This window comes from Microcoleus sp. N9_B4, assembly GCF_036701635.1.
In the GTDB taxonomy this organism is placed as follows: Bacteria; Cyanobacteriota; Cyanobacteriia; order Cyanobacteriales; family Microcoleaceae; genus Microcoleus.
Genome location: NZ_JAUBRC010000048.1, coordinates 18,407 through 39,883, shown reverse-complemented (window position 1 = coordinate 39,883; position 21,477 = coordinate 18,407). Strand labels below are relative to the sequence as shown.

Annotated in this window: 17 protein-coding genes and 1 pseudogene; 11 read left to right on the top strand and 7 right to left on the bottom strand. The window is 47.6% G+C overall.

What is annotated here, in order from left to right; translation table 11 throughout:
* Positions 1-71 precede the first annotated feature (71 nt).
* Complete coding sequence (locus QUA43_RS25200; protein WP_333377388.1) at positions 72-1,448, top strand: cytochrome P450; 1,377 nt, start codon at positions 72-74, stop codon at positions 1,446-1,448.
* A gap of 539 nt (positions 1,449-1,987) precedes the next feature.
* Here the strand turns inward: QUA43_RS25200 and QUA43_RS25195 are convergent.
* The gene (locus tag QUA43_RS25195; RefSeq protein WP_006632921.1) at positions 1,988-2,275 is read right to left on the bottom strand and encodes a hypothetical protein; all 288 of its coding nucleotides are present in this window, start codon (positions 2,273-2,275) and stop codon (positions 1,988-1,990) included.
* Positions 2,276-2,769: 494 nt separating this feature from the next.
* Between QUA43_RS25195 and QUA43_RS25190 the strand changes: the two genes are divergently transcribed.
* From QUA43_RS25190 to QUA43_RS25180, 3 genes are all read left to right on the top strand, one after another.
* On the top strand, positions 2,770-3,030 hold the full coding sequence (locus QUA43_RS25190) for a MoaD/ThiS family protein (RefSeq protein ID WP_333041629.1): 261 nt from the start codon (positions 2,770-2,772) through the stop codon (positions 3,028-3,030).
* Between the two features lie 491 nt (positions 3,031-3,521).
* Positions 3,522-4,820: a threonine synthase gene (gene thrC / locus QUA43_RS25185; protein WP_333377386.1), complete on the top strand. Its 1,299-nt coding sequence runs from the start codon at positions 3,522-3,524 to the stop codon at positions 4,818-4,820.
* Positions 4,821-4,944: 124 nt separating this feature from the next.
* Entirely contained in the window at positions 4,945-5,220 is a 276-nt protein-coding gene (locus QUA43_RS25180) for a MoaD/ThiS family protein (RefSeq protein WP_242723592.1), read from the top strand.
* A gap of 232 nt (positions 5,221-5,452) precedes the next feature.
* Here QUA43_RS25180 and QUA43_RS25175 read toward each other — a convergent pair whose 3' ends face one another.
* The 3 genes from QUA43_RS25175 to QUA43_RS25165 all read right to left on the bottom strand — a co-directional run bounded on the left by QUA43_RS25175 (position 5,453) and on the right by QUA43_RS25165 (position 9,780).
* A complete protein-coding gene (locus QUA43_RS25175; RefSeq protein WP_333377383.1) occupies positions 5,453-7,342 on the bottom strand; it encodes a ribonuclease J in 1,890 nt (629 codons plus the stop codon).
* 364 nt (positions 7,343-7,706) lie between these two features.
* Positions 7,707-8,630 carry a 4-hydroxy-tetrahydrodipicolinate synthase gene (gene dapA, locus QUA43_RS25170; RefSeq protein WP_333163212.1) on the bottom strand — a complete coding sequence of 308 codons (924 nt, stop codon included), beginning with the start codon at positions 8,628-8,630 and terminating at the stop codon, positions 7,707-7,709.
* Between the two features lie 106 nt (positions 8,631-8,736).
* A complete protein-coding gene (locus QUA43_RS25165) occupies positions 8,737-9,780 on the bottom strand; it encodes an aspartate-semialdehyde dehydrogenase (RefSeq protein WP_333377381.1) in 1,044 nt (347 codons plus the stop codon).
* 118 nt (positions 9,781-9,898) lie between these two features.
* Between QUA43_RS25165 and QUA43_RS25160 the strand changes: the two genes are divergently transcribed.
* The 5 genes from QUA43_RS25160 to QUA43_RS25140 all read left to right on the top strand — a co-directional run bounded on the left by QUA43_RS25160 (position 9,899) and on the right by QUA43_RS25140 (position 15,391).
* Positions 9,899-10,108 (top strand): hypothetical protein, encoded by a 210-nt coding sequence (locus QUA43_RS25160; RefSeq protein WP_333377380.1) that lies wholly within the window; start codon positions 9,899-9,901, stop codon positions 10,106-10,108.
* A gap of 711 nt (positions 10,109-10,819) precedes the next feature.
* Entirely contained in the window at positions 10,820-12,235 is a 1,416-nt protein-coding gene (gene tig / locus QUA43_RS25155) for a trigger factor (protein WP_333377378.1), read from the top strand.
* Positions 12,236-12,563: 328 nt separating this feature from the next.
* On the top strand, positions 12,564-13,253 hold the full coding sequence (gene clpP, locus QUA43_RS25150) for an ATP-dependent Clp endopeptidase proteolytic subunit ClpP (RefSeq protein WP_333377376.1): 690 nt from the start codon (positions 12,564-12,566) through the stop codon (positions 13,251-13,253).
* A gap of 9 nt (positions 13,254-13,262) precedes the next feature.
* Positions 13,263-14,606, top strand: coding sequence for an ATP-dependent protease ATP-binding subunit ClpX (gene clpX / locus QUA43_RS25145; protein WP_333377375.1), 1,344 nt, complete (start codon positions 13,263-13,265; stop codon positions 14,604-14,606).
* 26 nt (positions 14,607-14,632) lie between these two features.
* The gene (locus tag QUA43_RS25140) at positions 14,633-15,391 is read left to right on the top strand and encodes a GNAT family N-acetyltransferase (RefSeq protein ID WP_333377373.1); all 759 of its coding nucleotides are present in this window, start codon (positions 14,633-14,635) and stop codon (positions 15,389-15,391) included.
* A gap of 2 nt (positions 15,392-15,393) precedes the next feature.
* On the opposite strand, the gene QUA43_RS25135 is transcribed toward QUA43_RS25140, so the two are convergent.
* Positions 15,394-17,454 carry a DNA polymerase III subunit gamma/tau gene (locus QUA43_RS25135; RefSeq protein WP_333377400.1) on the bottom strand — a complete coding sequence of 687 codons (2,061 nt, stop codon included), beginning with the start codon at positions 17,452-17,454 and terminating at the stop codon, positions 15,394-15,396.
* A gap of 124 nt (positions 17,455-17,578) precedes the next feature.
* Here QUA43_RS25135 and QUA43_RS25130 point away from each other — a divergent pair, with 124 nt between their 5' ends.
* Complete coding sequence (locus tag QUA43_RS25130; protein ID WP_333377371.1) at positions 17,579-18,847, top strand: transposase; 1,269 nt, start codon at positions 17,579-17,581, stop codon at positions 18,845-18,847.
* 536 nt (positions 18,848-19,383) lie between these two features.
* Positions 19,384-20,295, top strand: coding sequence for a hypothetical protein (locus QUA43_RS25125; RefSeq protein WP_333349268.1), 912 nt, complete (start codon positions 19,384-19,386; stop codon positions 20,293-20,295).
* A gap of 17 nt (positions 20,296-20,312) precedes the next feature.
* Here the strand turns inward: QUA43_RS25125 and QUA43_RS25120 are convergent, their stop codons facing one another.
* Together QUA43_RS25120 and QUA43_RS25115 are read right to left on the bottom strand one after the other, a co-directional pair.
* Positions 20,313-21,035 (bottom strand): DevA family ABC transporter ATP-binding protein, encoded by a 723-nt coding sequence (locus tag QUA43_RS25120; RefSeq protein WP_333377369.1) that lies wholly within the window; start codon positions 21,033-21,035, stop codon positions 20,313-20,315.
* 57 nt (positions 21,036-21,092) lie between these two features.
* Positions 21,093-21,385, bottom strand: a pseudogene (locus QUA43_RS25115) (Uma2 family endonuclease); the annotation flags it as partial.
* Positions 21,386-21,477 lie beyond the last annotated feature (92 nt).

Sequence of the window (21,477 nt, the reverse complement as noted above, 5' to 3'; positions counted from 1 at the left end):
GAACAAACCTTCAAACCCTTTGATATTTGTTGATCCTGCTAAGTCCTGCGATCCAAACCCAGGTAATTCCTATGACACTACCTAACGGCCCCACAGATCCACCCTTTGTGCAGCTAATTCAATGGATCGGCGATCCCCTGACATTCATGGATAAATGTGCCAAACAATACGGCGACATTTTCACAGCTCAAGTGAACAACGGGAAACCATTGGTGATGATCCACCACCCGCAAGCTGTTCAGGAGATGCTCAACAGCAACGCGTTTCACGCTCCAGGCAGGCTGAATAGTATTCTCAAACCTATGCTGGGAGAACAATCCATGATTATTCTCTCGGGAGAAAGGCACAAACGCGAGCGCCAATTATTGATGCCACCCTTTCACGGGGAACGGATGCGGAATTACGGCCAACTAATTTGCGATATCGCTCAAGATGTTGCCAGCAAGTGGTCGGTCGATCGACCTTTTGTGGCTCGCAGCGCGATGCAGGAAGTCACCATGCGGGTAATCTTGCAAGCTGTCTTCGGCATGGATGACGGGCCGCGATTGGAAGAGATCAGGCCCTTACTTGCCTCAGTCCTCGATATGACCGGCTCTCCGCTGCGATCGAGTATGCTATTTTTCGGCTGGATGCAGCAAGATTGGGGTTCTTGGAGTCCTTGGGGACGCATGAAACAGCGGCAGCGGAAAGTTGAGGAACTAATCTATGCCGAAATTGAAGAACGCAGACAGCAACCAGACGCCAGCCGCACCGACATTCTCAGCTTAATGATGGCCGCGCGCGACGAAAACGGTCAACCAATGACCAATGAAGAATTGCGTGACGAGTTGATAACGCTGCTGTTTGTAGGCCACGAAACCACAGCAACGGCCCTAGCTTGGGCGTTTTACTGGATTCACCACTTGCCCTCGGTGCGCCAGAAGTTGCTGCAAGAATTGGACAGTTTGGGGGAAAATCCCGACCCGATGGAGATTTTCCGCTTACCTTACCTGAGTGCAGTTTGTCAGGAGACGCTGCGAATTTACCCCGTGGCAATGCTGACGTTTGCGCGAGAAGTGCTCACGCCCGTGGAACTGATGGGATATCAACTCGAACCGGGCACGGTTGTCATCGGCTCGATTTATTTGACCCACAGACGGGAGGATTTGTATCCAGAACCGCTGCAATTTAAACCGGAACGGTTTTTGGAGAGGCAATTCTCGCCTTATGAGTATTTGCCTTTTGGAGGCGGCAGCCGCCGCTGTATCGGCTTGGCGCTGGCGCAGTTGGAGATGAAACTGGTGCTGGCAACCATTTTGCGGGATTTCGACCTAGTATTGGCCGAGAAAAAGCCCGTACAGGCCAAACGCCGAGGGGTGACTTTAGGGCCGGCCGGCGGCGTGCAGATGGCCCTGCTGGGGCGGCGGATGCGGCAGCAGAAGCCTGAACCTGTCGCTACTGGGGTTTGATGTCGCAGCGGTGGCAGCGGGCGATCGAACTTTCAGCTTTGAGTGCAAACAATTTAGCGAGAAGGTGCGATCGTCCGCAAATGCCACCATTTTTTGTAGCACCCGCTACAGATAAATAGCTAGAATCCTTAACCTGTAAGCCTCCCCCCTCTCAATTTTCAAATTCTCAGTCTAAAATAATAGGAGCCTTGCAAACACAGCCTGAAAGCAAAAGTGGGTGATTGCAATAGTCCTCTTGATATCTCAAAAGCCTCCCTGCCATACTTTAAAAACATATGCATACCCTGTTATTCAGCAAGGTCGGAAGCGTGTTGGCATTGCCAGCAATCTTCCGGCCTCTTTATTTTTTGGGCTACTTAAGGCATTGGAGACAAGATGCAGAAGGCAAGGCAAAAGTATAAATTCTCCCCCTGTCCTCGTTTCCCCCTGTCCCCAATCTAGAGCTTCTGCCTCTAATTCCAATAGAATCCGACAGCAAGTTTAAGGAATCACTAAGGAATAATTAATAACTTGTTAAATTATCTCCTTCTGCCCTTCTCTCAATCTTCTGTTTTCAGAAATTCCGATACCGAGACAGACTTCGGGAGACTCTCCAGATCTTGGATTTCGCTTTCGTGGGCAAAAAACTCGACTTCTTTGTCGTCAATCTGGATCTGATAGCTAGCGGTAGCTGTCACAACCCGTCGCTTTTTTTTATCTTCTATTAAAACCCAACACACGACAGGTCTTACCCATCTCTCAACGTGCTGGCTTTGCTTCGTACTCCCAAAGGCATACCAGCCTTTAGCTTCAATAATTTGAAGCACTTTAAAATCGTTATTTGCCATATATTTCTATCGCGTTAACTTCAGTATTCTTCTTAGATAAAACGGCTAGCTTGCTAAGCAGGTAAAGGTTTGACCATTACAATCCGCACTTGATAACCTGAGAATTCGTCAGGATAAGCGGGTTGACAGGGCCTGGTCTGCGTTGTTGACTGCTAAATTTAGTGCGATCTTTTTTGTACTCTCCCACAATTACCGTAAAGTATCTATACTGCCGCGTCAAAAATGAGTCTCACAGTAGCATCAATAGCCGCCAACTAGACCTTAGCTAGCTGCATCTAAGTGGATGCTAACTGCTTCTAACGCCTGGTTGGTGAAAGCGATCGGCATACAATCGTGTTTAGAGTTTTTGCTGCAATCAACTATCATCTTTACCCGATGGGGTAAAACTTAACTAGAGGTTGCCGCTTTCAATTCTAAGCCTCGGCGCGCCTAATTCCTAATTAATTGTATGGTGTAGTTGATAATTGCCAAACCGTCGATCGCACTCAACCGCCGTGTCCAACTCTTCGATTACCATCACCGTTAAACTGTTCGCCGCCTTCGGTGAAGCCTACGGCGTTTCGGAACTTACATTAGAACTTCCTCCCGAAACCCCAGTGTCTCAAGTGCTCGAAAACTCGATCGCCCAATATCCTCAATTAGAACAATGGCGCGATCGCACCCGCTTCGGCCTCAACCTGGAATTCGTCTCCCCCGACACCATCCTCCAAGACGGCGACGAAGTTGTACTCATCCCCCCCGTCAGCGGCGGGTAGGCTAAGTTGGTTAATCTGAAATTAGGTTGCACCATTCTCAATAAGCTTTTTATGAACAGGCAAGATGCCTGTTCCACAAGAAAATTCATCTCTTGTGGAACAGGCATCTTGCCTGTTCTTGAGAATGGTGCAACACCTCAGTTAATCAAAAATTCGAGGTTTTGTAGTTGTGTTCGATCGCACGACTGCCCAATTGTTAGCCCAAAAAAGTTTTATTAAGTTTTGTAACAATTCCGGCGGCAAATCCTCTTTGAGATCGATCGGGCTTGCGTGCGGGCCTGAAAATCTGGATTAAGATCCCGATCCTGAAAACAAGCCAAATCCTTGTGGGGTGGGCGTCCCGCCCGCCCAAATATCCAAGTTAAATACACCGCTGTTTAACTGAAAAATCAATCCCGACTAAAAAAGTCGGGTATTGTTGACGGGGGTAAAGTGACCGTGCTAATCTTGCACAAGAATTAACAAACATCGCAAAACTAGAGAGTTGAGCTATGACCCAGGCCACCAGAACACAATCCACAGCAGCAACCTTCACAGCCCTCAAATGTAAAGAATGCGGCGAAGAGTACGAACTCCAAGCCAAGCACGTCTGCGATTGCTGTTTTGGCCCGCTTGAAGTCAAGTACGACTACGACGCCATCCGCCGCAGCGTCACTCGCCAAACCATCGCAGCCGGCCCCAACTCGATCTGGCGCTACCGCGCATTTTTACCAGTCGCTACAGATAACGTCATCGATGTCGGCACTGGGATGACTCCCCTATTAAAATCCCATCGGTTGGCGCGCCGCCTCGGTCTAAAAAATCTTTATATTAAAAACGATGCCGTCAATATGCCCACTCTCAGCTTTAAAGACAGAGTGGTGTCAGTCGCCCTCAGCAGAGCGAGAGAATTGGGTTTCACAACGGTATCCTGTGCCAGCACCGGCAATTTAGCTAACTCCACGGCTGCGATCGCCGCCCACGCCGGACTCGACTGCGTAGTCTTCATCCCCTCCGACTTAGAAGCAGGCAAAGTCCTCGGCACGCTGATTTACAATCCAACTGTCATGGCAGTTCACGGCAACTACGACCAAGTTAACCGTCTCTGTTGCGAAGTCGCCAATACACATGGCTGGGGATTTGTCAATATCAACTTGCGTCCTTACTATTCCGAAGGCTCAAAAACCCTCGGCTACGAAGTTGCCGAACAGCTAGGCTGGCAATTGCCCGATCACATCGTCGCTCCCCTCGCTTCCGGCTCTTTGTTCACAAAAATTTACAAAGGCTTTAATGAATTCATCGAAGTCGGTTTAGTGGACGAAAAGAAAGTCAGATTCAGCGGTGCCCAAGCTGACGGCTGTTCCCCCATCGCCCAAGCATTCCGCGAAGGCCGTGATTTCGTCAAACCGGTGAAACCGAATACAATTGCTAAGTCGATCGCGATCGGCAATCCAGCCGACGGTATGTACGCCCTCGACATCGCCCGCAAAACAGGCGGCAATATTGAATCCGTCAGCGACACCGAAATCATCGAAGGCATGAAACTGCTAGCAGAAACTGAAGGCATATTCACCGAAACCGCAGGCGGCACTACAATTGCAGTCTTGAAGAAACTCGTAGAAGCAGGTAAAATCGACCCCGACGAAACTACCGTCGCCTACATTACCGGCAACGGCTTAAAAACTCAAGAAGCCGTCCAAGGTTACATCGGCGAACCCATCACCCTCGAACCAAAAATAGAAGCCTTCGAGCGTGCCCTAGAGCGCGCCCGCACCCTCGAACGTTTAGAATGGCAACAAGTTTCGGTTTAATAGTCATTAGTCATTGGTCATTAGTCATTGGTCATTAGTTATCAAGCTGTTGACTGTTGACTGTTGACTACTGACTACTGACTAAGGACTACTGACTAAGGACTACTGACTAAGGACTAAAAAAATGACTGTTAAAGTTTTAATTCCCACTCCCCTGCAAAAATTCACCAACAATCAAGCCACAATAGAATGCGGCGGCGGCAACATTTCCGAACTGATTGAATCGCTGGAAACAAATTGTCCCGGCATCAAAAAGAGCCTGTGCGACGAACAAGGAGCACCTCGCAGATTTCTCAACTTTTACGTCAACAGTGAAGACATCCGGTTTCTGGAAGGTACAGAAACTGCTCTTAAGGATGGTGATGAAGTGAGTATTGTACCGGCGGTTGCTGGTGGTTGATTTTTGACCGCAGATGCAGGCAGATAAACACTGATGAACGCAGATAGTTATTGAATCTATCTGCGTTTATTTTTTGTGTTTATCTGCGGTTGCAAATCAAAGTTTTAATTCCTCTGATTTTTTTTGGCAACCGCAGATGGGGGCAAATAAACACAGATGAACGCAGATAATGATTTAATTTAATCTATCTGCGTTTATTTGCGTTCATCTGCGGTTGCCAATCACGATCGTACTAGGAGGCGACGGAAGCTACTTTTGCAGCAGTCCGGGGACGGCGCCGGCCCGTCACCTGATTGGCAGGAGATGGCAAGGATGGCGATGCCGATGATGGCGATGCCGATGATGGCGATGATAATAGCTTAGGTGCTTCCAGGGAACCCGGAGATACTGCTGCTTTTTCCGATCGCACTGCTTCTTCTGGAATTTGCATCAGGAATACCAGCAGCGGATTGCTTTGCAGTTCCCGGCGCATCACTCGCTGAATAGCCTTTTCTATTTGCGTTTGAACTCCTACCCAGTCAATGTCAACTTGCGAGTCAGCAGTGGCGGGTTTGACAAATTCTGACCAACGATCGCTCAAAACTGTTTCAATGGTTTGAGTGATTAATTTGATCACCTCCGCCCGATCGGCTGATGTCACTACACCTTTCAAGTGAACTTCTGGTTTGGCAACTAATTTGCCTTCCCAATTCAAAGCCGCCGCTACAGTTACAACGCCATCTCCAGCCAACTGCTGACGTTCCTTGAGGACGCTGGCTTTGACAACGCCCGATCGAGAAGCATCTACCAATTCAATTCCTGAAGGCACTTGACCAGCGACTCGCATCGAATTTTCAGTTAATTCTACGACATCGCCGTTATCAATAACCACCATATTGCTAGCGGGAATGCCCATGCTTTGAGCCGTCTTGGAGTGCTGGATCAGCATCCGGTGTTCCCCGTGCACTGGCAAGAAGAACTTGGGACGAGTCATGTTAATCATTAACTTTTGGTCTTCTTGACAACCGTGACCCGAAACGTGAATGCCTTTGTCGCGGCCGTACACCACGTGTGCTCCCAGCATCATCAGTTTATCGATCGTGTTTACCACTGCGATCGTATTTCCCGGAATCGGATTAGCGGAGAAAATGACTGTATCGCCCTTTCTGATTTTCAGTTCGTGATGTTCGCCGTTAGCAATGCGAGTCATCGCCGCCATCGGTTCGCCTTGGGAACCTGTAGTTAAAATCAGTACCTTGTCTTCAGCCAAATTGCGGATTTCTTTCAGCGGTTTGAAAATACTATCTTCGCATTTGATGTAGCCGAGATTGCGGCAGTGAGCGATGACGTTAAGCATCGACCGGCCAACCACTCCGACATAGCGATTGTTTTTCTTAGCCAAGTCCAAAACAATTTGCAATCGGTGTACCGACGAAGCAAAAGTCGTCAGCATTATCCGTCCCGGTGCTTGAGCGATAATTCTGTCTAAATTCGGCGCCACAGAACGTTCCGAAGCGGTAAAACCGGGAACTTCCGAGTTAGTAGAATCGCTGATCAAGCATAGTACGCCTCTCTCGCCGTACTCCGCCAGCTTTTGCAAATCAAAATGCTCGCCGTCTACAGGAGTGTGGTCAATTTTAAAGTCTCCAGTGTGGATCACAATTCCGACGGGAGTGTGAATTGCCACAGTAAAACTGTCGGCCATCGAGTGAGTGTTGCGAATGTATTCGACTAAGAAATTCTTGCCAATTCTGACAGTATCCCTGGGTCGAACCGTTCTCAATTCAGTGCGGTGAGACACTCCGGCTTCTTCGAGTTTTCCGGCTAGCAAAGCCATCGCCAAACGGGGGCCGTAGATGACCGGAATTTCAAATTGTTTGAGGTGGTAAGGAATCCCCCCGATGTGGTCTTCGTGACCGTGTGTCACGATCATACCTTTAATTTTGTGGCTGTTTTCCCGCAGGTAAGTCATGTCTGGGAGGACAATATTTACCCCGTGCATTCCATCTGTCGGGAACGCTAAACCGGCATCTAAAAGAATGATTTCGTCGCCGTACTCGAACACACAAGTGTTTTTACCGATTTCGTGCAGCCCGCCGAGGGGAATAACTTTTAGAGCAGATGCAGTTGTATTTTTGATCATGCGTATCCTTTGTTAGTTATTTTTGTTATGGGTCTGTGGTCTGTTAACTGTTGACTGTTGACTGTTGGCTGTTCGCTGTTGACTGTTGTCTGTCGTCTGTCGCCTACTGTCTATACCTCTCCAATAATCCCTGTGGAACAGGCATCCTGCCTGTTCAAGACAAGCTTTTTGGGAGGTGTTTATCTGTTGTTCGTTGATGGGGGCGATTTTTTCCAAGATATTTGTGGAAAACTCCCCTACGGGGTTTTACTCTCCCGTGCAGTCAGTTGTCTCCAATCCTCGATCAGCAATTCTTAATTATCAGCTAATAACTCATAGCTCATAACTAATGACTGATGACTGATGACTGATGACAACCAAATATTCAGTTGTCTGAAAACTCGTTCTCGCTCGTCTTGCTAGCTGATACTGCTGCTAGCTGACTCAGTACGTCCTTTAACTTTTGAGTTACCTCAACGGGCGGATCGCACAGGGGCGGACGGGTGGAGCCTACATCCCAGCCTTGAAGCTTGAGAGCTGTCTTGACGGGAATGGGATTTGTGGTGAGAAAAAGAGCTTTAAACAGGTCAAAAAGTTGCAAGTGAATCTGGGTAGCGACTTGAACTTGACCGGCCTCGAAAGCTTTGATCATCTGTTGCAGTTGCTCTCCTACCAGATGGCTGGCTACGCTAACTACACCAGATCCTCCTACTGCCAACATTGGCAAAGTTAGGGAATCATCTCCAGAATAGATGGCAAATTCAGGGGATGTCAAGCACCGAATTTGACTTGCTTGATCCAAGTTGCCACTTGCTTCTTTTACGGCCACAATGTTGGGGATTTGGGCCAATCGAGCCACCGTCTCCGGCAACATATTCTGACCCGTGCGACCGGGGATGTTATATAACATTATAGGCAATTCTGGAGCAGATTGCGCGATCGCCCGAAAATGATTGTACAAACCTTCTTGCGGCGGCTTGTTGTAATAAGGAACCACCTGCAAACAACCATCTAACCCTAGTTTAGCTGCTTTTTTCGTAGCTGCGACTGCTTCTGAAGTAGAATTAGAGCCTGCTCCTGCGATTACCAACGCCTTACCGGCCACCGCCTTTTGTACCACCTGAAATAATTCGTACTCTTCATCCCAGGTCATAGTGGGAGACTCGCCAGTAGTGCCGCACACTACCAAGCTATCAGTACCGCGATCGGCTAAATGAACTGCCAATTGTTCTGCTACCGCATAGTTAACGCTGCCGTCTTCCTTAAACGGCGTAATCATTGCAGTCAGAACCCGTCCAAACTTTACCACACTTTCTCCGATTTTAGACTGTTGATGTTTGATTTTAAATTTTTGATTTCAGATGAAAGGTTTATCTAAAATCCCCAATTTCAATTTCCCAATTGCCAGGGTTCCCCTAATTAGAAGCCGCCGCCACTGGGGTTCGCAACAAATTTTTTTGGACCAGCAACTCAGCTATCTGCACCGCATTTAAAGCCGCCCCTTTGCGGATTTGATCGCCAGACAGCCACATCTCCAACCCGCAGGGGTGAGAAATATCTTGGCGAATCCTGCCGACTAACACGTCATCCTTACCGCTGGCCTCGACAGGCATCGGGAAATAATTAGCTTGCCAGTCTTCTACCAGCTTAACCCCGCTTGCCTGCTTTAAGATTTCCCTGGCCTCGATCGCGCTAAAAGGCTCTGCAAACTCTAGATTAATCGCTTCCGAATGAGCACGCAGTACGGGAACCCGCACACAAGTTGCCGTAATTTTAATCTCGTCCGTACCAAATATCTTCCGAGTTTCGTTTACCATTTTCATCTCTTCTTCACAATACCCCAAATCATTAATCGGCGTGTTGTGCGGAAACAAATTAAATGCTAGAGGGTAGGGAAATATATCTGTTTGGGGCGTTTCCCCCTGCAAAATTGCTCTTGCTTGAGCTTTCATTTCCTCCATTGCCCTCGCCCCCGCCCCGCTGGCAGACTGGTAAGTCGCTACAACGATGCGCTTTACCGGCCTAACTTTGTGAAGTGGCCAAACAGCAACTGCCATCAAAATAGTCGTGCAGTTGGGATTAGCAATTATACCTCGGTGAGCTGTGGCCGCTTGGGGATTGACTTCTGGAACCACTAGCGGTACGGTCGCATCCATGCGGAAAGCGCTAGAATTGTCAATTACCACGGCTCCGGCTGCCACCGCTTGCGGAGCCCATAACTTAGAAGTCGAGCCACCTGCCGAAGCGAGCACCAAATCTACATTATCAAAAGATCGCGCCGACACTGCTTCGACCGGCAGCATCTCACCGCCAAAAGGCAAGGTAGTGCCTGCTGAACGTTCCGAAGCCAGCAGCTTCAAGTCAGAAATCGGAAAACTCCGGCTGTGCAATAGTTCTAGCAACTCGGCACCAACTGCGCCGGTAGCTCCTAAAATGGCAACTCGATAGGATTGAGACAAATTAGTTTCCTCCACAAATTAAAGTCTAAACGATCAAAATCAAAAATTTAAATAACTGCAATTCTCAATATCAAACTTAATTAATGTTATGCGATATCAGGAGCATGAGAGGATGGCAATGGTGCAGTTAACCGAAACGGGCGATCGGACTTCCCGATTGATCCGTGCGATCGTACCCAATGCCAGTTTAGCATCTTTTGCCGTTAGCGAAGCTTGCAGAAGAGGATCGCCCACGCCCAATCCGCATCCGGTTAAGTTTTGCGATATATCTGCATTTTCGCAGGCACATCCATTGACTTTAACTAGCTGCCGGGGCCGGCAAGATTGACATCACAGGCCGATATGTGCTATGGTGCATCGGCAATTAGTGGACTTAACCTCCACATTCCTAGCAGCAAAAGCTAGTATCCTCAAACCAAAACTATTTGGCAAGAGCCAAAAAAGTAGCCGGCAATGACTTACAGTCTCATCCGGTAAAGGTGTTGTAATTGTGCCGTTACGAGTCAAAGCGTACAAAATTAAAATGCAGGCAAAGTCATATTTGTATGTATTTTATCAAGGAAATTGGGTCTAAAACCCTGTCCTTCTAGGACGGCTTTAATTTCTTAAATCCCTTCCTAAAAGTCAGGAAATTTCTAGTAGACTACAGTAGTCAAGGTTAAACTCCTGCGCCATAGTGCATAAAAACAGTTAACGACACACTTGGGCGCGTAAACCGGGGGACAAAGAGCGGCGAAAACTCTATAAACAGCTAGGGGCTTAACACAGTTCCTTTAACCACCAGAGAAACAAACTATTTAGTCTTGTTAAGTAGGGTAGGGCATACCCGAACTCTAGGTAAATATCCTAGTACGCTTTTGGAGATAGACCCTCTGGGATGACTGCGAATCAGGCTCGTTAATTGGTAGAATTTCTACGGTTAAAAAGTTTGAGGATTGCCGAAAGGACGCAACATTTTAAGGTCAGTCGCTGAATTAAGAATCCCTGTCCTTTAGGTCAGGGAGTGTCAATACACTATTGTTAAATATCAAAAAAGCCGATGAAAGTAACCCAGGAAAAACTTCCAGCTAGCCAAATTGGTCTGGAAATCGAAGTACCGTCAGAAAAGTCAAAACAAGCTTACGAGCAAGTAATTAAACAATTTGCTCGCGAGGTTAATATTCCTGGGTTCCGCAAAGGCAAAGTTCCCCGTCAAGTTTTGCTACAGCGCCTAGGCCAGACTCGCTTGAAGGCGACGGCTTTGGAAAATTTGATTAATGATTCCCTGCAAAAAGCCCTCGAACAAGAAAAAATTGCCGCAATTGGCAGTTTTGAACTGAGCACGGAGTTTGAAGAATTACTAGCTAAGTTCGATCCTGAACAGCCTCTGATTTTTTCGGCGAAGGTTGATGTACAACCCGAAGTGAAACTGGGCCAGTACACAGGTTTGCAGCTTCAAGCAGAAGAAGCTCAGTATGATGAGGCTCAGGTAGATGAGGTATTGGCAAAATATCGATCGGACAAAGCTACTTTAATCCCCGTAGAAGGCCGGCCGGCTCAGTTGGGAGACACGGCTTTGGTTGATTTCGCCGGTAGATTTGCAGAAGCACCCGAAGGCGAAACTCCCGCAGAAATTCCCGGTGGCGAAGCAGAAGACTTCCAAGTAGAATTATCGGAAAATCAGTTTGTACCGGGCTTTATCCAAGGCATGATCGGGATGAATCCAGGAGAAACTAGAGAAGTTTCCGTGCAGTTCCCAGAAGAGTATAGCAGTGAAGAACTAGCTGGAAAACCGGCAGTATTTACGATTACCCTCAAAGAACTTAAGGAAAAAGAATTGCCGGAGTTGGACGACGACTTCGCCCAAGAAGTCAGCGAGTTTGAAACTTTAGCAGAACTGCGCGAATCGCTCGAAACTCGGTTTAAAGCAGACCAAGAAAACAAGACATCCGCTAATAAGGAAAAAGCTATATCAGCAGCCCTCGTGCAGCTCATAGACGTGGAAATTCCCGAAACAATGGTCGATCGCGAAATCGATTATTTGTTGAATCAACAAGCCGTCCAATTGAAAAATTACGGCATAGATATCAACCAACTGTTTACGGAAGAAAATATGGGCCCGATGCGGGAACGCTCGCGCCCGGAAGCAGTCGAGCGCCTCAAGCAGAATTTAGCTCTGGCAGAAGTAGCCAAGCTGGAATCCTTATCTGTTGAACCTGCAGAAGTAGCAGCAGAAGTAGCAAAAATCAGAAAGCAGTTTCCCAGAGGAGATTTTGACCCCCAAAGGTTGCAGGAATTTGTAGCAGAAGACTTGCTCAAACAAAAAACCCTGAAATGGTTGGAAGAAAAAGGGACAATCGAACTCGTACCTGAAGGCTCTCTGACTCCCGCAGCAGAAGAATCAGAAGAATCGGACGCTGAAGATTCAGCAGAAGCAGCCACGAGCGTTGAAGTGGAAGTTGTAGGCGAAGAATAGAACTTAATTTGTTCAAATGTCCTAATTGGGGACATTAAATCAACCGTGATTTTAGCGGCGCACCTGATCCTTAACTACAAGCTCCGGGTGCGCCTGATCCTTACTAAAAGCTCGGGGTGTCCACTAGAAGCAGCAATGATTTACAAGTAAGTGTTTTAACTCATTGCCCCGCCAGCGTGGCGCCCAGCGCAGAAAGCAATTTCAGAACTCAAAACTCCCCATTCCCCCGATATCTGTTCAGAAGAGGCATAATAGTTAAAAGCTGGCGGCTTAATTTAAAGCTTTCATCAGCAGCAGCAAATTGTCTAGAATCCTTGACTGGTGTCTTATGGTTGTATCTCAATCTTCCAATTACCTAATTACAAGCTATAACGATTTTGATGTCAGTTCCAGCCCCAGCAATGTAGTGCCGATGGTACTAGAACAGTCGGGGATGGGCGAGCGGGCTTTTGACATTTACTCGCGCTTGCTGCGGGAGCGAATTGTGTTTTTAGGAACTCCCGTAACCGACGAAGTTGCTGACTCAATAGTGGCTCAGCTATTGTATCTAGATGCCGAAGACCCAGAAAAAGATGTCCAAATGTACATTAATTCCCCCGGTGGCTCGGTGACGGCCGGCATGGCAATTTATGACACAATGCAGCAAATCCGCCCGGATGTGGTGACGATTTGTTACGGTTTGGCAGCGAGTATGGGCGCATTTCTACTGACAGCAGGAGCCCACGGTAAGCGGATGTCTCTTCCGAGTTCCCGGATTATGATTCACCAGCCGCTTGGAGGCGCTCAAGGTCAAGCAGTTGATATTGAGATTCAAGCCAAAGAAATCCTTTATCATAAGCGTAAGCTGAATCAACTGCTAGCGCACCACACAGGTCAACCGATCGACAAATTAGAGGCGGATACAGAGCGTGACTTTTTTATGTCAGCCGAGGAAGCCAAAAATTACGGTTTGGTCGATCGAGTTATCGCCAAAGAAAACCTTCCGGCAGCGGGAGAGAATGTCACTCCACTGAAATAAGAGGCTGTTATGTCTAAGTACGACTCCCATCTAAAATGTTCGTTTTGTGGCAAGTCTCAAGAGCAAGTACGCAAGTTGATCGCAGGGCCCGGGGTGTATATCTGCGACGAATGCGTTGACTTGTGCAATGAAATTTTAGATGAGGAGTTGTTTGATTCGAGTGCAGTGCCCGCAGCGGCTGTGGCCCCGAAGCAGGAAACCACGCAAAAGCGCCGCGCTACCTCGGGCAAAAGTATGTCGATGAGCCAAATTCCCAAGCCGAGGGAAATTAAAAATTACCTCGACGAAAACGCGATCGGGCAAAATGAGGCGAAAAAGGTACTCTCGGTGGCAGTTTATAACCACTACAAGCGCCTCAGCTTTATCCATGCCAAAAATAGCGGCAAACACCCGCCGGAAGAAGTAGAACTACAAAAATCGAATATTTTGTTAATCGGGCCGACGGGCTGCGGCAAAACTCTGCTGGCTCAGACTTTGGCGGATATGCTAGACGTACCCTTTGCGGTGGCTGACGCGACGACGCTGACGGAAGCGGGCTATGTCGGGGAAGATGTGGAAAATATTTTGCTGCGGCTGCTGCAAGTGGCAGATATGGACGTGGAAGAGGCGCAGCGCGGAATTATTTATATTGATGAAATTGACAAAATTGCCCGCAAGAGCGAAAATCCTTCGATTACGCGGGATGTGTCGGGTGAAGGCGTGCAGCAGGCGCTGCTGAAAATGCTGGAGGGGACGATCGCCAATGTACCTCCTCAAGGCGGCCGCAAGCATCCCTACCAAGACTGCATCCAAATTGACACTAGCAATATCATGTTTATCTGCGGCGGTGCTTTTGTCGGTCTGGAAAAAGTGATAGAGCAGAGAACGGGTAAAAAGTCAATGGGTTTTATTCAGCCCGGAGAAGCTCAGCCGAAGGAAAAGCGGGCTGCTGATGTACTCAAGCAACTGGAACCGGATGATTTGGTGAAGTTTGGGATGATTCCTGAGTTTATTGGGCGGGTGCCTGTGGCGGCGGTGTTGGAACCGCTGGATGAGGAAACGCTGATGGCGATTTTGACGGAACCGCGCAATGCTTTGGTTAAGCAGTATCAAAAGCTGCTGAAGATGGATAATGTGCAGTTGGACTTTAAGCCAGAGGCGATTCGGGCGATCGCCCAGGAAGCATACCGCCGCAAAACTGGAGCACGGGCGCTGCGGGGAATTGTCGAAGAATTGATGTTGGATGTGATGTACGAGTTGCCGTCGCGCAAGGATGTTGCCCGGTGTACGATTACTAAGGAAATGGTCGAGAAGCGATCGACGGCTGAGTTGTTGGTACTTCCGTCTTCGCTACCAAAACCGGAATCGGCTTAAAAGCAAGGTTTTCAGCACAGCCACTTATGCAATCTCGCATTCAATCATACCTGCGCTTTGCCGCGAGCCAGCAGCGCGACACCGACCGGATCGGGCCGTTCCTCGCTACCTTCAGCCGTCACAGCGCCAACCCTTATCTGAACTATGCGATTCCCGACGACGGCGCCGCACCCTCGCTCGCCGATGTCAACGCCCTAATCGCTGCGTACTCTCAGCGCGGGCGAAAGCCGCGTTTGGAGTATGTCGCGAAACTAGCGCCGGCTGTCGAAGAAACGCTGATATCCGCCGGTTTCACCGTTGAGGGACGCTTGCCACTGATGACTTGCACTCCGGGTTCCGAGAAATTGCTTCCCATCCCCCCAGACATCGAACTAATTGTGCCAGTTTCCGAGGCCGAGATCCTCGGTACAGCGGCGGCGCAACACGAGGCTTTCGGAGAGGCTGCACCAAGCCCTGAAGACGTTGACACTCTTCGGAAAAGTCTGGTAGCAGGCAGCATCGCGGTACTCGCCCGCGTAGCAGCAACGGGCGAACCTGCGGGGGCTGGAATCTGTACTGTGCCGGCAAATCAGACGACAGAAATCGCCGGTATCGGCGTGCGCGTCCCTTTTCGCCGGCGGGGCATAGCAGGGGCATTGACGGCCCGGCTGCTGCGAGAAGCTTTCGACGCGGGTGTTGCGGTGGCGTTTCTGATGGCGGGACACGAGGAGGAATTTCGAGTTTACACCCGCGCTGGATTTTGTGCCAGCGGCGAAATTTTGCATATTTCGCTGCCGCAAGCATAGATTTACCAATCGATGAAATCATCCTCATCTGACTCTGAAGACAACTCTGGAAAATTTTCCTCTGATTCCAATCTAAAAGTTTCCGACTCCCAAATCTCCAAGTCATCCGACAAATCGACTACTTCCCCGTCAAACATAGCAGCCAATTGCCTAGCCGTATTCGCGACATATTGAGCGTCATCACGCACCGCTATAGCCTGAGCTTTAGAGTCATTTTGAGAGTCGGTAGAGCCGTTGGTGGGCGATCGCGATTCGGAAATTGCCGACACATTAACGGCGGTATTTTCAGCCGCTGGCGGGTGTTTTTGTTCTTCTCCACCCTTCCCCAAAAAATCATCTGTAATCTCAGAACCCGCCGAGTTCTGCACCTGTTGGCCCGCATCATCCGCAGGATGAGAATTCCTGGGATTTTCGCCAACACGTCCGTTAGAAGTAGGCAAATCCTTGGCGCGGGAACTATTAGTTTCAGCGGGATTTGTCAAGCCCACTTTTACTGTTACTCGACGGTTAAAAATTTGCAAAAAAGCTTCTTCAATATTAGCTACTTTATCTTTAACCATATTGAGCAACGGCTGCGAACTAATCTTAACATGAGCAGTATTATTGCTAAAAATTACTAGCTGTCCATGTTGGCGAAGTAGCGATTGAGTGCCATGCGGTCGCACGCGGTCAAGTACCTGTTCCCACACTCGATTTAAATCGATTTCATCGGCTGAATTAGTCGGTGAATAATTTGTTTGATTCGTTTCAGCAGTTGGTACAGGTGCGGGAATCGCAGCAGGAGGTGTGCTTTCTGTTCTATTAGCCACAGGCGGCGAAGTCGGTGGAGGATTTTGAGGTTTGGCAGCGGGAGGTGGTTCAATATTAGATATCTGACTCCCCCCCTTAGCAAGGGGGGGTTGGGGGGGGTGATTTTGTGGTGGTTGAGTAATATTTTTAGATGGTTCCGCTGTTGGTTGTGGCTGAGTTCTAATTGCTGAGGGCAACAATCCCAACAGCGTTACTTCCAGCCATAAACGCGGCTGAGTGGTATTTTTAATTTGCACTTCATGGGTTTGCAAATGTTTCTGACCTGCCAAAATCAACTCCGCATCCCAATGGCGGGCAAAATCCCCCAGTTTTTCCCAAGTTGCAGATGTTAAAGCTACTAAATCTGACCGTTTAGGTGCAGCTTTTGCTATTAGCAAATCTCGGTAAAAGCTGGCGAGACTTTGCAGCACGATTAGCGGTTCCCGACCGCGATCCATGAGGTGGCGGGTCATGTCTATTAGTGCTGTAGCGTTATCTGTATCAATAGCTTGTAGCAAATCCATTAAGTCATTTTCAGGGACTGCGCCGACTAAATCCCAAACTTTTTCGACTGTTACTTGACCGGGAAATAAGCTCAGTTGGTCGAGCAAACTTTCGGCATCTCGCAGACCTCCTTGGGCCATTTGAGCAACCATTTGTACTGCATCACTGGCAATATTGATATTTTCTAATTGGGCAATTTTGTGCAAGTGAGCAATCATTGCTTCGAGGGGAATGCGGCGAAAATCGAACTTTTGACATCGAGAAATAATAGTTGGTAATACTCTTTGTGGGTCGGTTGTGGCGAGGACGAATACAACGCGATCGGGCGGTTCTTCTAATGTTTTTAATAAGGCATTAAATGCCTGGGTACTGAGCATATGAACTTCGTCGATTACATATACTTTATAGCGGCACTGTACGGGGGAAAATTGAGCTCGTTCGATCAAATCCCGAATGTTATCTACTCCGGTGTTGCTGGCGGCGTCAATTTCGATGACATCTAGTGTCGAACCTCGGGCAATTTCTTGGCAAACGTTGCATTTGCCGCAGGGTGTGGGGGTGGGGGCAACTGTAGAAATACAGTTGAGGGATTTGGCGAAAATTCTGGCACTAGAGGTTTTACCGGTGCCTCTGGGGCCGGTGAATAGATATGCTGGTGCTATGCGCTCTTGCAGGATGGCGCTGGTGAGGGTTTGGGCGATCGCCTCTTGACCGACTAATTCGGCAAATGTCTGAGGGCGATATTTGTGATGCAGGGGTTCGTAGGTCACGATCGAATATTGGTGGTATTGTAAATCTTCGTTGAATTTATAAGCAATTATAAACAATAATGGTATCATATCGCTATGAGTGTTGAACAAGAAATACGCACAACTCAAAGAACGGAAGTCTCAAATGCAGCTAACAGAGAGGCACATCATTAAATCGACGGAACATCGTTTTGTCAAGATTGACGAATTAGCTTTCAAGTCCAAAAACCTCTACAATGCCGCCAATTACGTCATTCGTCAGAGCTTTATTTATGGATGGGGTTATGTCAACTACAACGAAATGAACCGATTGATGAAGTCTCACGAAGCATATAAGGCTTTGCCTGCTAAAGTAAGTCAGCAAATCTTGATGGTGCTAGACAAGAATTGGAAATCGTTTTTTGAAGCAGTTAAAGCTTACAAGGCTGATTATTCAAAATTCACTGGTCGCCCAAAGCTGCCAAAGTACAAAGATAAAGTCAAAGGGCGAAACCTTCTCGTCTACACGATTCAAGCGATTAGTAGTAAACAGTTGAAGAAAGGAATCATTAAACTTTCCGGCACTGAACTTTCAATTAAAACCCAACTCAATCCCAACCAGATTTGTCAAGTTAGACTGGTTCCGAAATGTGATTCCTATGTAATTGAGGTGATTTATGATGAACCGGAGTCTACCCTTGGCAATGCCAACTCTGTAGCTAGTATTGATTTAGGACTGGATAATTTAGTGGCGTTAACTTCAAATCAGCCGGGATTTATCCCTTTGTTGATTAACGGGCGACCATTAAAATCGATTAACCAGTTCTACAACAAACGCAAATCCCGATTACAATCCCAATTGAAAGGGAATCGCAAAACTTCACCCCGGATTCAGCGCTTAACTCGCTGTCGCAACCAGAAAGTTGATAATTATTTGCATCATGCTAGTCGTGTGATTGTTGACCATTTGGTAGTGAACCAAATGGGAACGCTGGTAATCGGCAAAAATGCACAGTGGAAAACCGATATCAATCTAGGTAAACAAACCAACCAAAACTTTGTCAGCATTCCTTACTCTCGATTGATTGAGATGTTAGAATACAAAGCTCGCTTGGTGGGAATCACACTAATTGTGCAGGAAGAATCCTACACATCCCGCTCCAGTTTTTTAGGTTTAGACCCAATTCCTGTTTATGGAAAAACCGAAAAAGAGCCTGTGTTCACTGGTAAACGGATCAAGCGAGGTTTGTACAAAACATCGACGGGTCAGTTAATTAATTCTGACGTGAACGCAGCGTATAACATTCTCAGAAAAGCAATCCCAAATGCGTTTAGCAATGGGATAGAGAGCTGCGTACTTGGGCCGAGGCGGGTTAATCCGCTCAAAGTAAAAGTGAAGGGGGAGGGACTTGAAGCCTCCCATGTCTATAAATGACTATACTTTTGCCAGCTATTAGCTGTAATCTTAGCTAAGGAGATGTTGTTCGATCGCACCCTAGCTCGATTTTCACCCCAAGCCACCCCGTGGGCTTGGACGGCGGGAGTGAGCCAACAGTAGGAATTAGCACTCTCCAAGGTCGGCCCCTCGATCGTCCGGGCGATCGGCTGTTCTGCTTGATGTTTTCCGCAGCTCGCTCTCAGAGTTACTATTAATTTATGTGTATTTCTTTTTATTTTTCTAGAAACGGATACCGCCCAACAAACATTTTTTTAGCTGTATTGGTATAATATATTACAGAGAATTCACCATTTCTATTGGCCAGTACCAGCACGCGATTTTCCGATATTTCGGAAACCTGCTTGCAGTTAAAGATAAAGTATTAATTAGAGGGTGCGTGCTCCAGTTGCAGAAATCCAGTTGTACCAAGATGATGGTGGAATGATGTCAATGTTGGTTGATCCAGTTGCACTACCAGCTCTACTCTGGAGTTCTGTATAAATATAGCGTCAAATTTTACCCTTTAAAAGCCCATGTCAACCCAAATAATCCTTGTAGAACCAAGGTTGGCAGTAGCCTCTCCCAAACCTAAACAGGCTAAACCTGGAGATCCGTCCTCAGACCAACTCTTCATGGGAGCGTCGGGATTACTGTTGTTATTGCTTATCGGTTTAGCGGTGTTTACCAAGCTAAAACTCGACGATTTGAGCAAAAAGCTCAAGTTTGAGGAGTTTAGAAATCGAGAACTCCAGAAAAAATACAAAATGGCTCTGGAAACCATGTCGAAGATGGAAAAGAATCCCGACCTTATCCACTCGCGAGACTTTAATTTAGACTACCTGAGAATGCGGATGGCGGAAGAAGTCTTTCACTTTGCCATTGTCAACCAAATTAAGGTAAAAGTCAAAGAAAAAATTAGTATTGCCCTGCGTCCGACTCAGGCTGCAGTGGGAGATAAAAACGGGAATGCCGGCAGCGGCAGGCAAGTGGATTCGATGTTTGATATCGAATACGAAACTGGCGATCCCGCAGTAAAAATAGAAAAACGTGTGCTGTTTCGGATTCAAATTAAGCTGATGAAACTGCCGACTCAGGCAACATCGGCGACAATTAATCAAATTATTGACTGTTTGGAAACTTATCTGAGTCCTTCAGACGACCACGACAGTTGGCAGCCGACAATTCAAGGTCGCATAGTTCATATTGAGTGGGATCAAAAAGCCAAGCCGACTCCGATGTTGGTGCTGGAACAGTCGAATGAAGGGGTGAATGTTACCTTTAGGACTACGAGAACGCCTGCCGGCAGACCTACCAATGCCAATGATAGCCAATTGGTAGGAGCTAAGGGTCAAAAAAGTGGCAAAAGTAGTTCTAAAACTCCAGCCAAAGGTGCAACAAAAAGTCCTGCCAAGGTAGGAGGAAAGCGTCCCGGTTCTCGGAAATAAGTTGAGGTGAATTAATATTATTTTCCCGAAAGAACGCCTGTGGCAGCCGTTGTGGATGTGTCTTGTGCGAGGTAGCCGTCTTCCATGTGAATAATGCGATCGGCTATGTCTAAAATGCGGTTGTCATGGGTGACAAGCAAAATAGTGCAGTGTTGTTCTTTGGCCAAACCTCGCATAATTTCTACCACATCTCGACCTGATTTACTGTCTAGTGCTGCTGTGGGTTCGTCTGCTAATACTAATTTCGGCTGGCTGACTAATGCCCGGGCGATCGCAACTCTTTGTTTCTGGCCACCAGAAAGACTGTCGGGGTAATAATCTATTCTTTCTCCCAAGCCTACAGCTTGCAGCATTTCCTCTATTTTATCATTAGTTTCTTGGGGAGAAAGATGGTTGTGCAGGTCGAGGGACATTTGCACATTTTGCCTAGCTGTCAAGCATTTAAGCAAATTATGAGCTTGGAAAATATAGCCGATGTCGCGACGGACTTTAACTAATTTATTTTTCGGCGTTCCCCGCAATTCTTGGTCGAGAATTTTCAGACTACCTTCTTGGATCGATCGCAAAGCTCCAATCAAGGTTAACAATGTTGTTTTACCAGACCCTGAAGGCCCAGTCATCAGCACGATTTCGCCCGGATAAATTTCGAGGTTGATGTCAAATAAGGTCTGTTTACGAAGTTGTCCTTCGCCGAACGAATGATTGAGATTTTGAATTGAGACAACTGGTAAAGTGTTCATAGTAATGGCTAGATTTAACAAGATCGAACTAATGCCATATAGAGCAACAGCCCCGGCTCATATGCGATGGGGATCGATTCCCTGCGATCGCAAATAAGTCGCCAATCCCTCTTTTTGTTCTCGTTCGCGATTTGCTCGTTCTCGTTCAGCGTCGGCCCGTTGGCGTTCTTGTTCGGCGTGCAGGCTTTCCACCCTAGCTCGCTTCCCGTCAGCAACAAATTTCCCTCGCTATCCCACCAGCGCAACCAATGCTGTGTCTGATTTTGATAGCTACCCGACCATACACCCAACTCTACTCCCATCAGGTCGATCGGGTAATGCCCGCGATCGTTCGGTTCCAAACGCCGATACCCAGCCAACATACTACTTCTGTGCGAGTGCGGCAATAGGGAGGGTTTGGCTATTATATCGCAAAGAGTGCTTTTTGTCAACCTCTTTTACT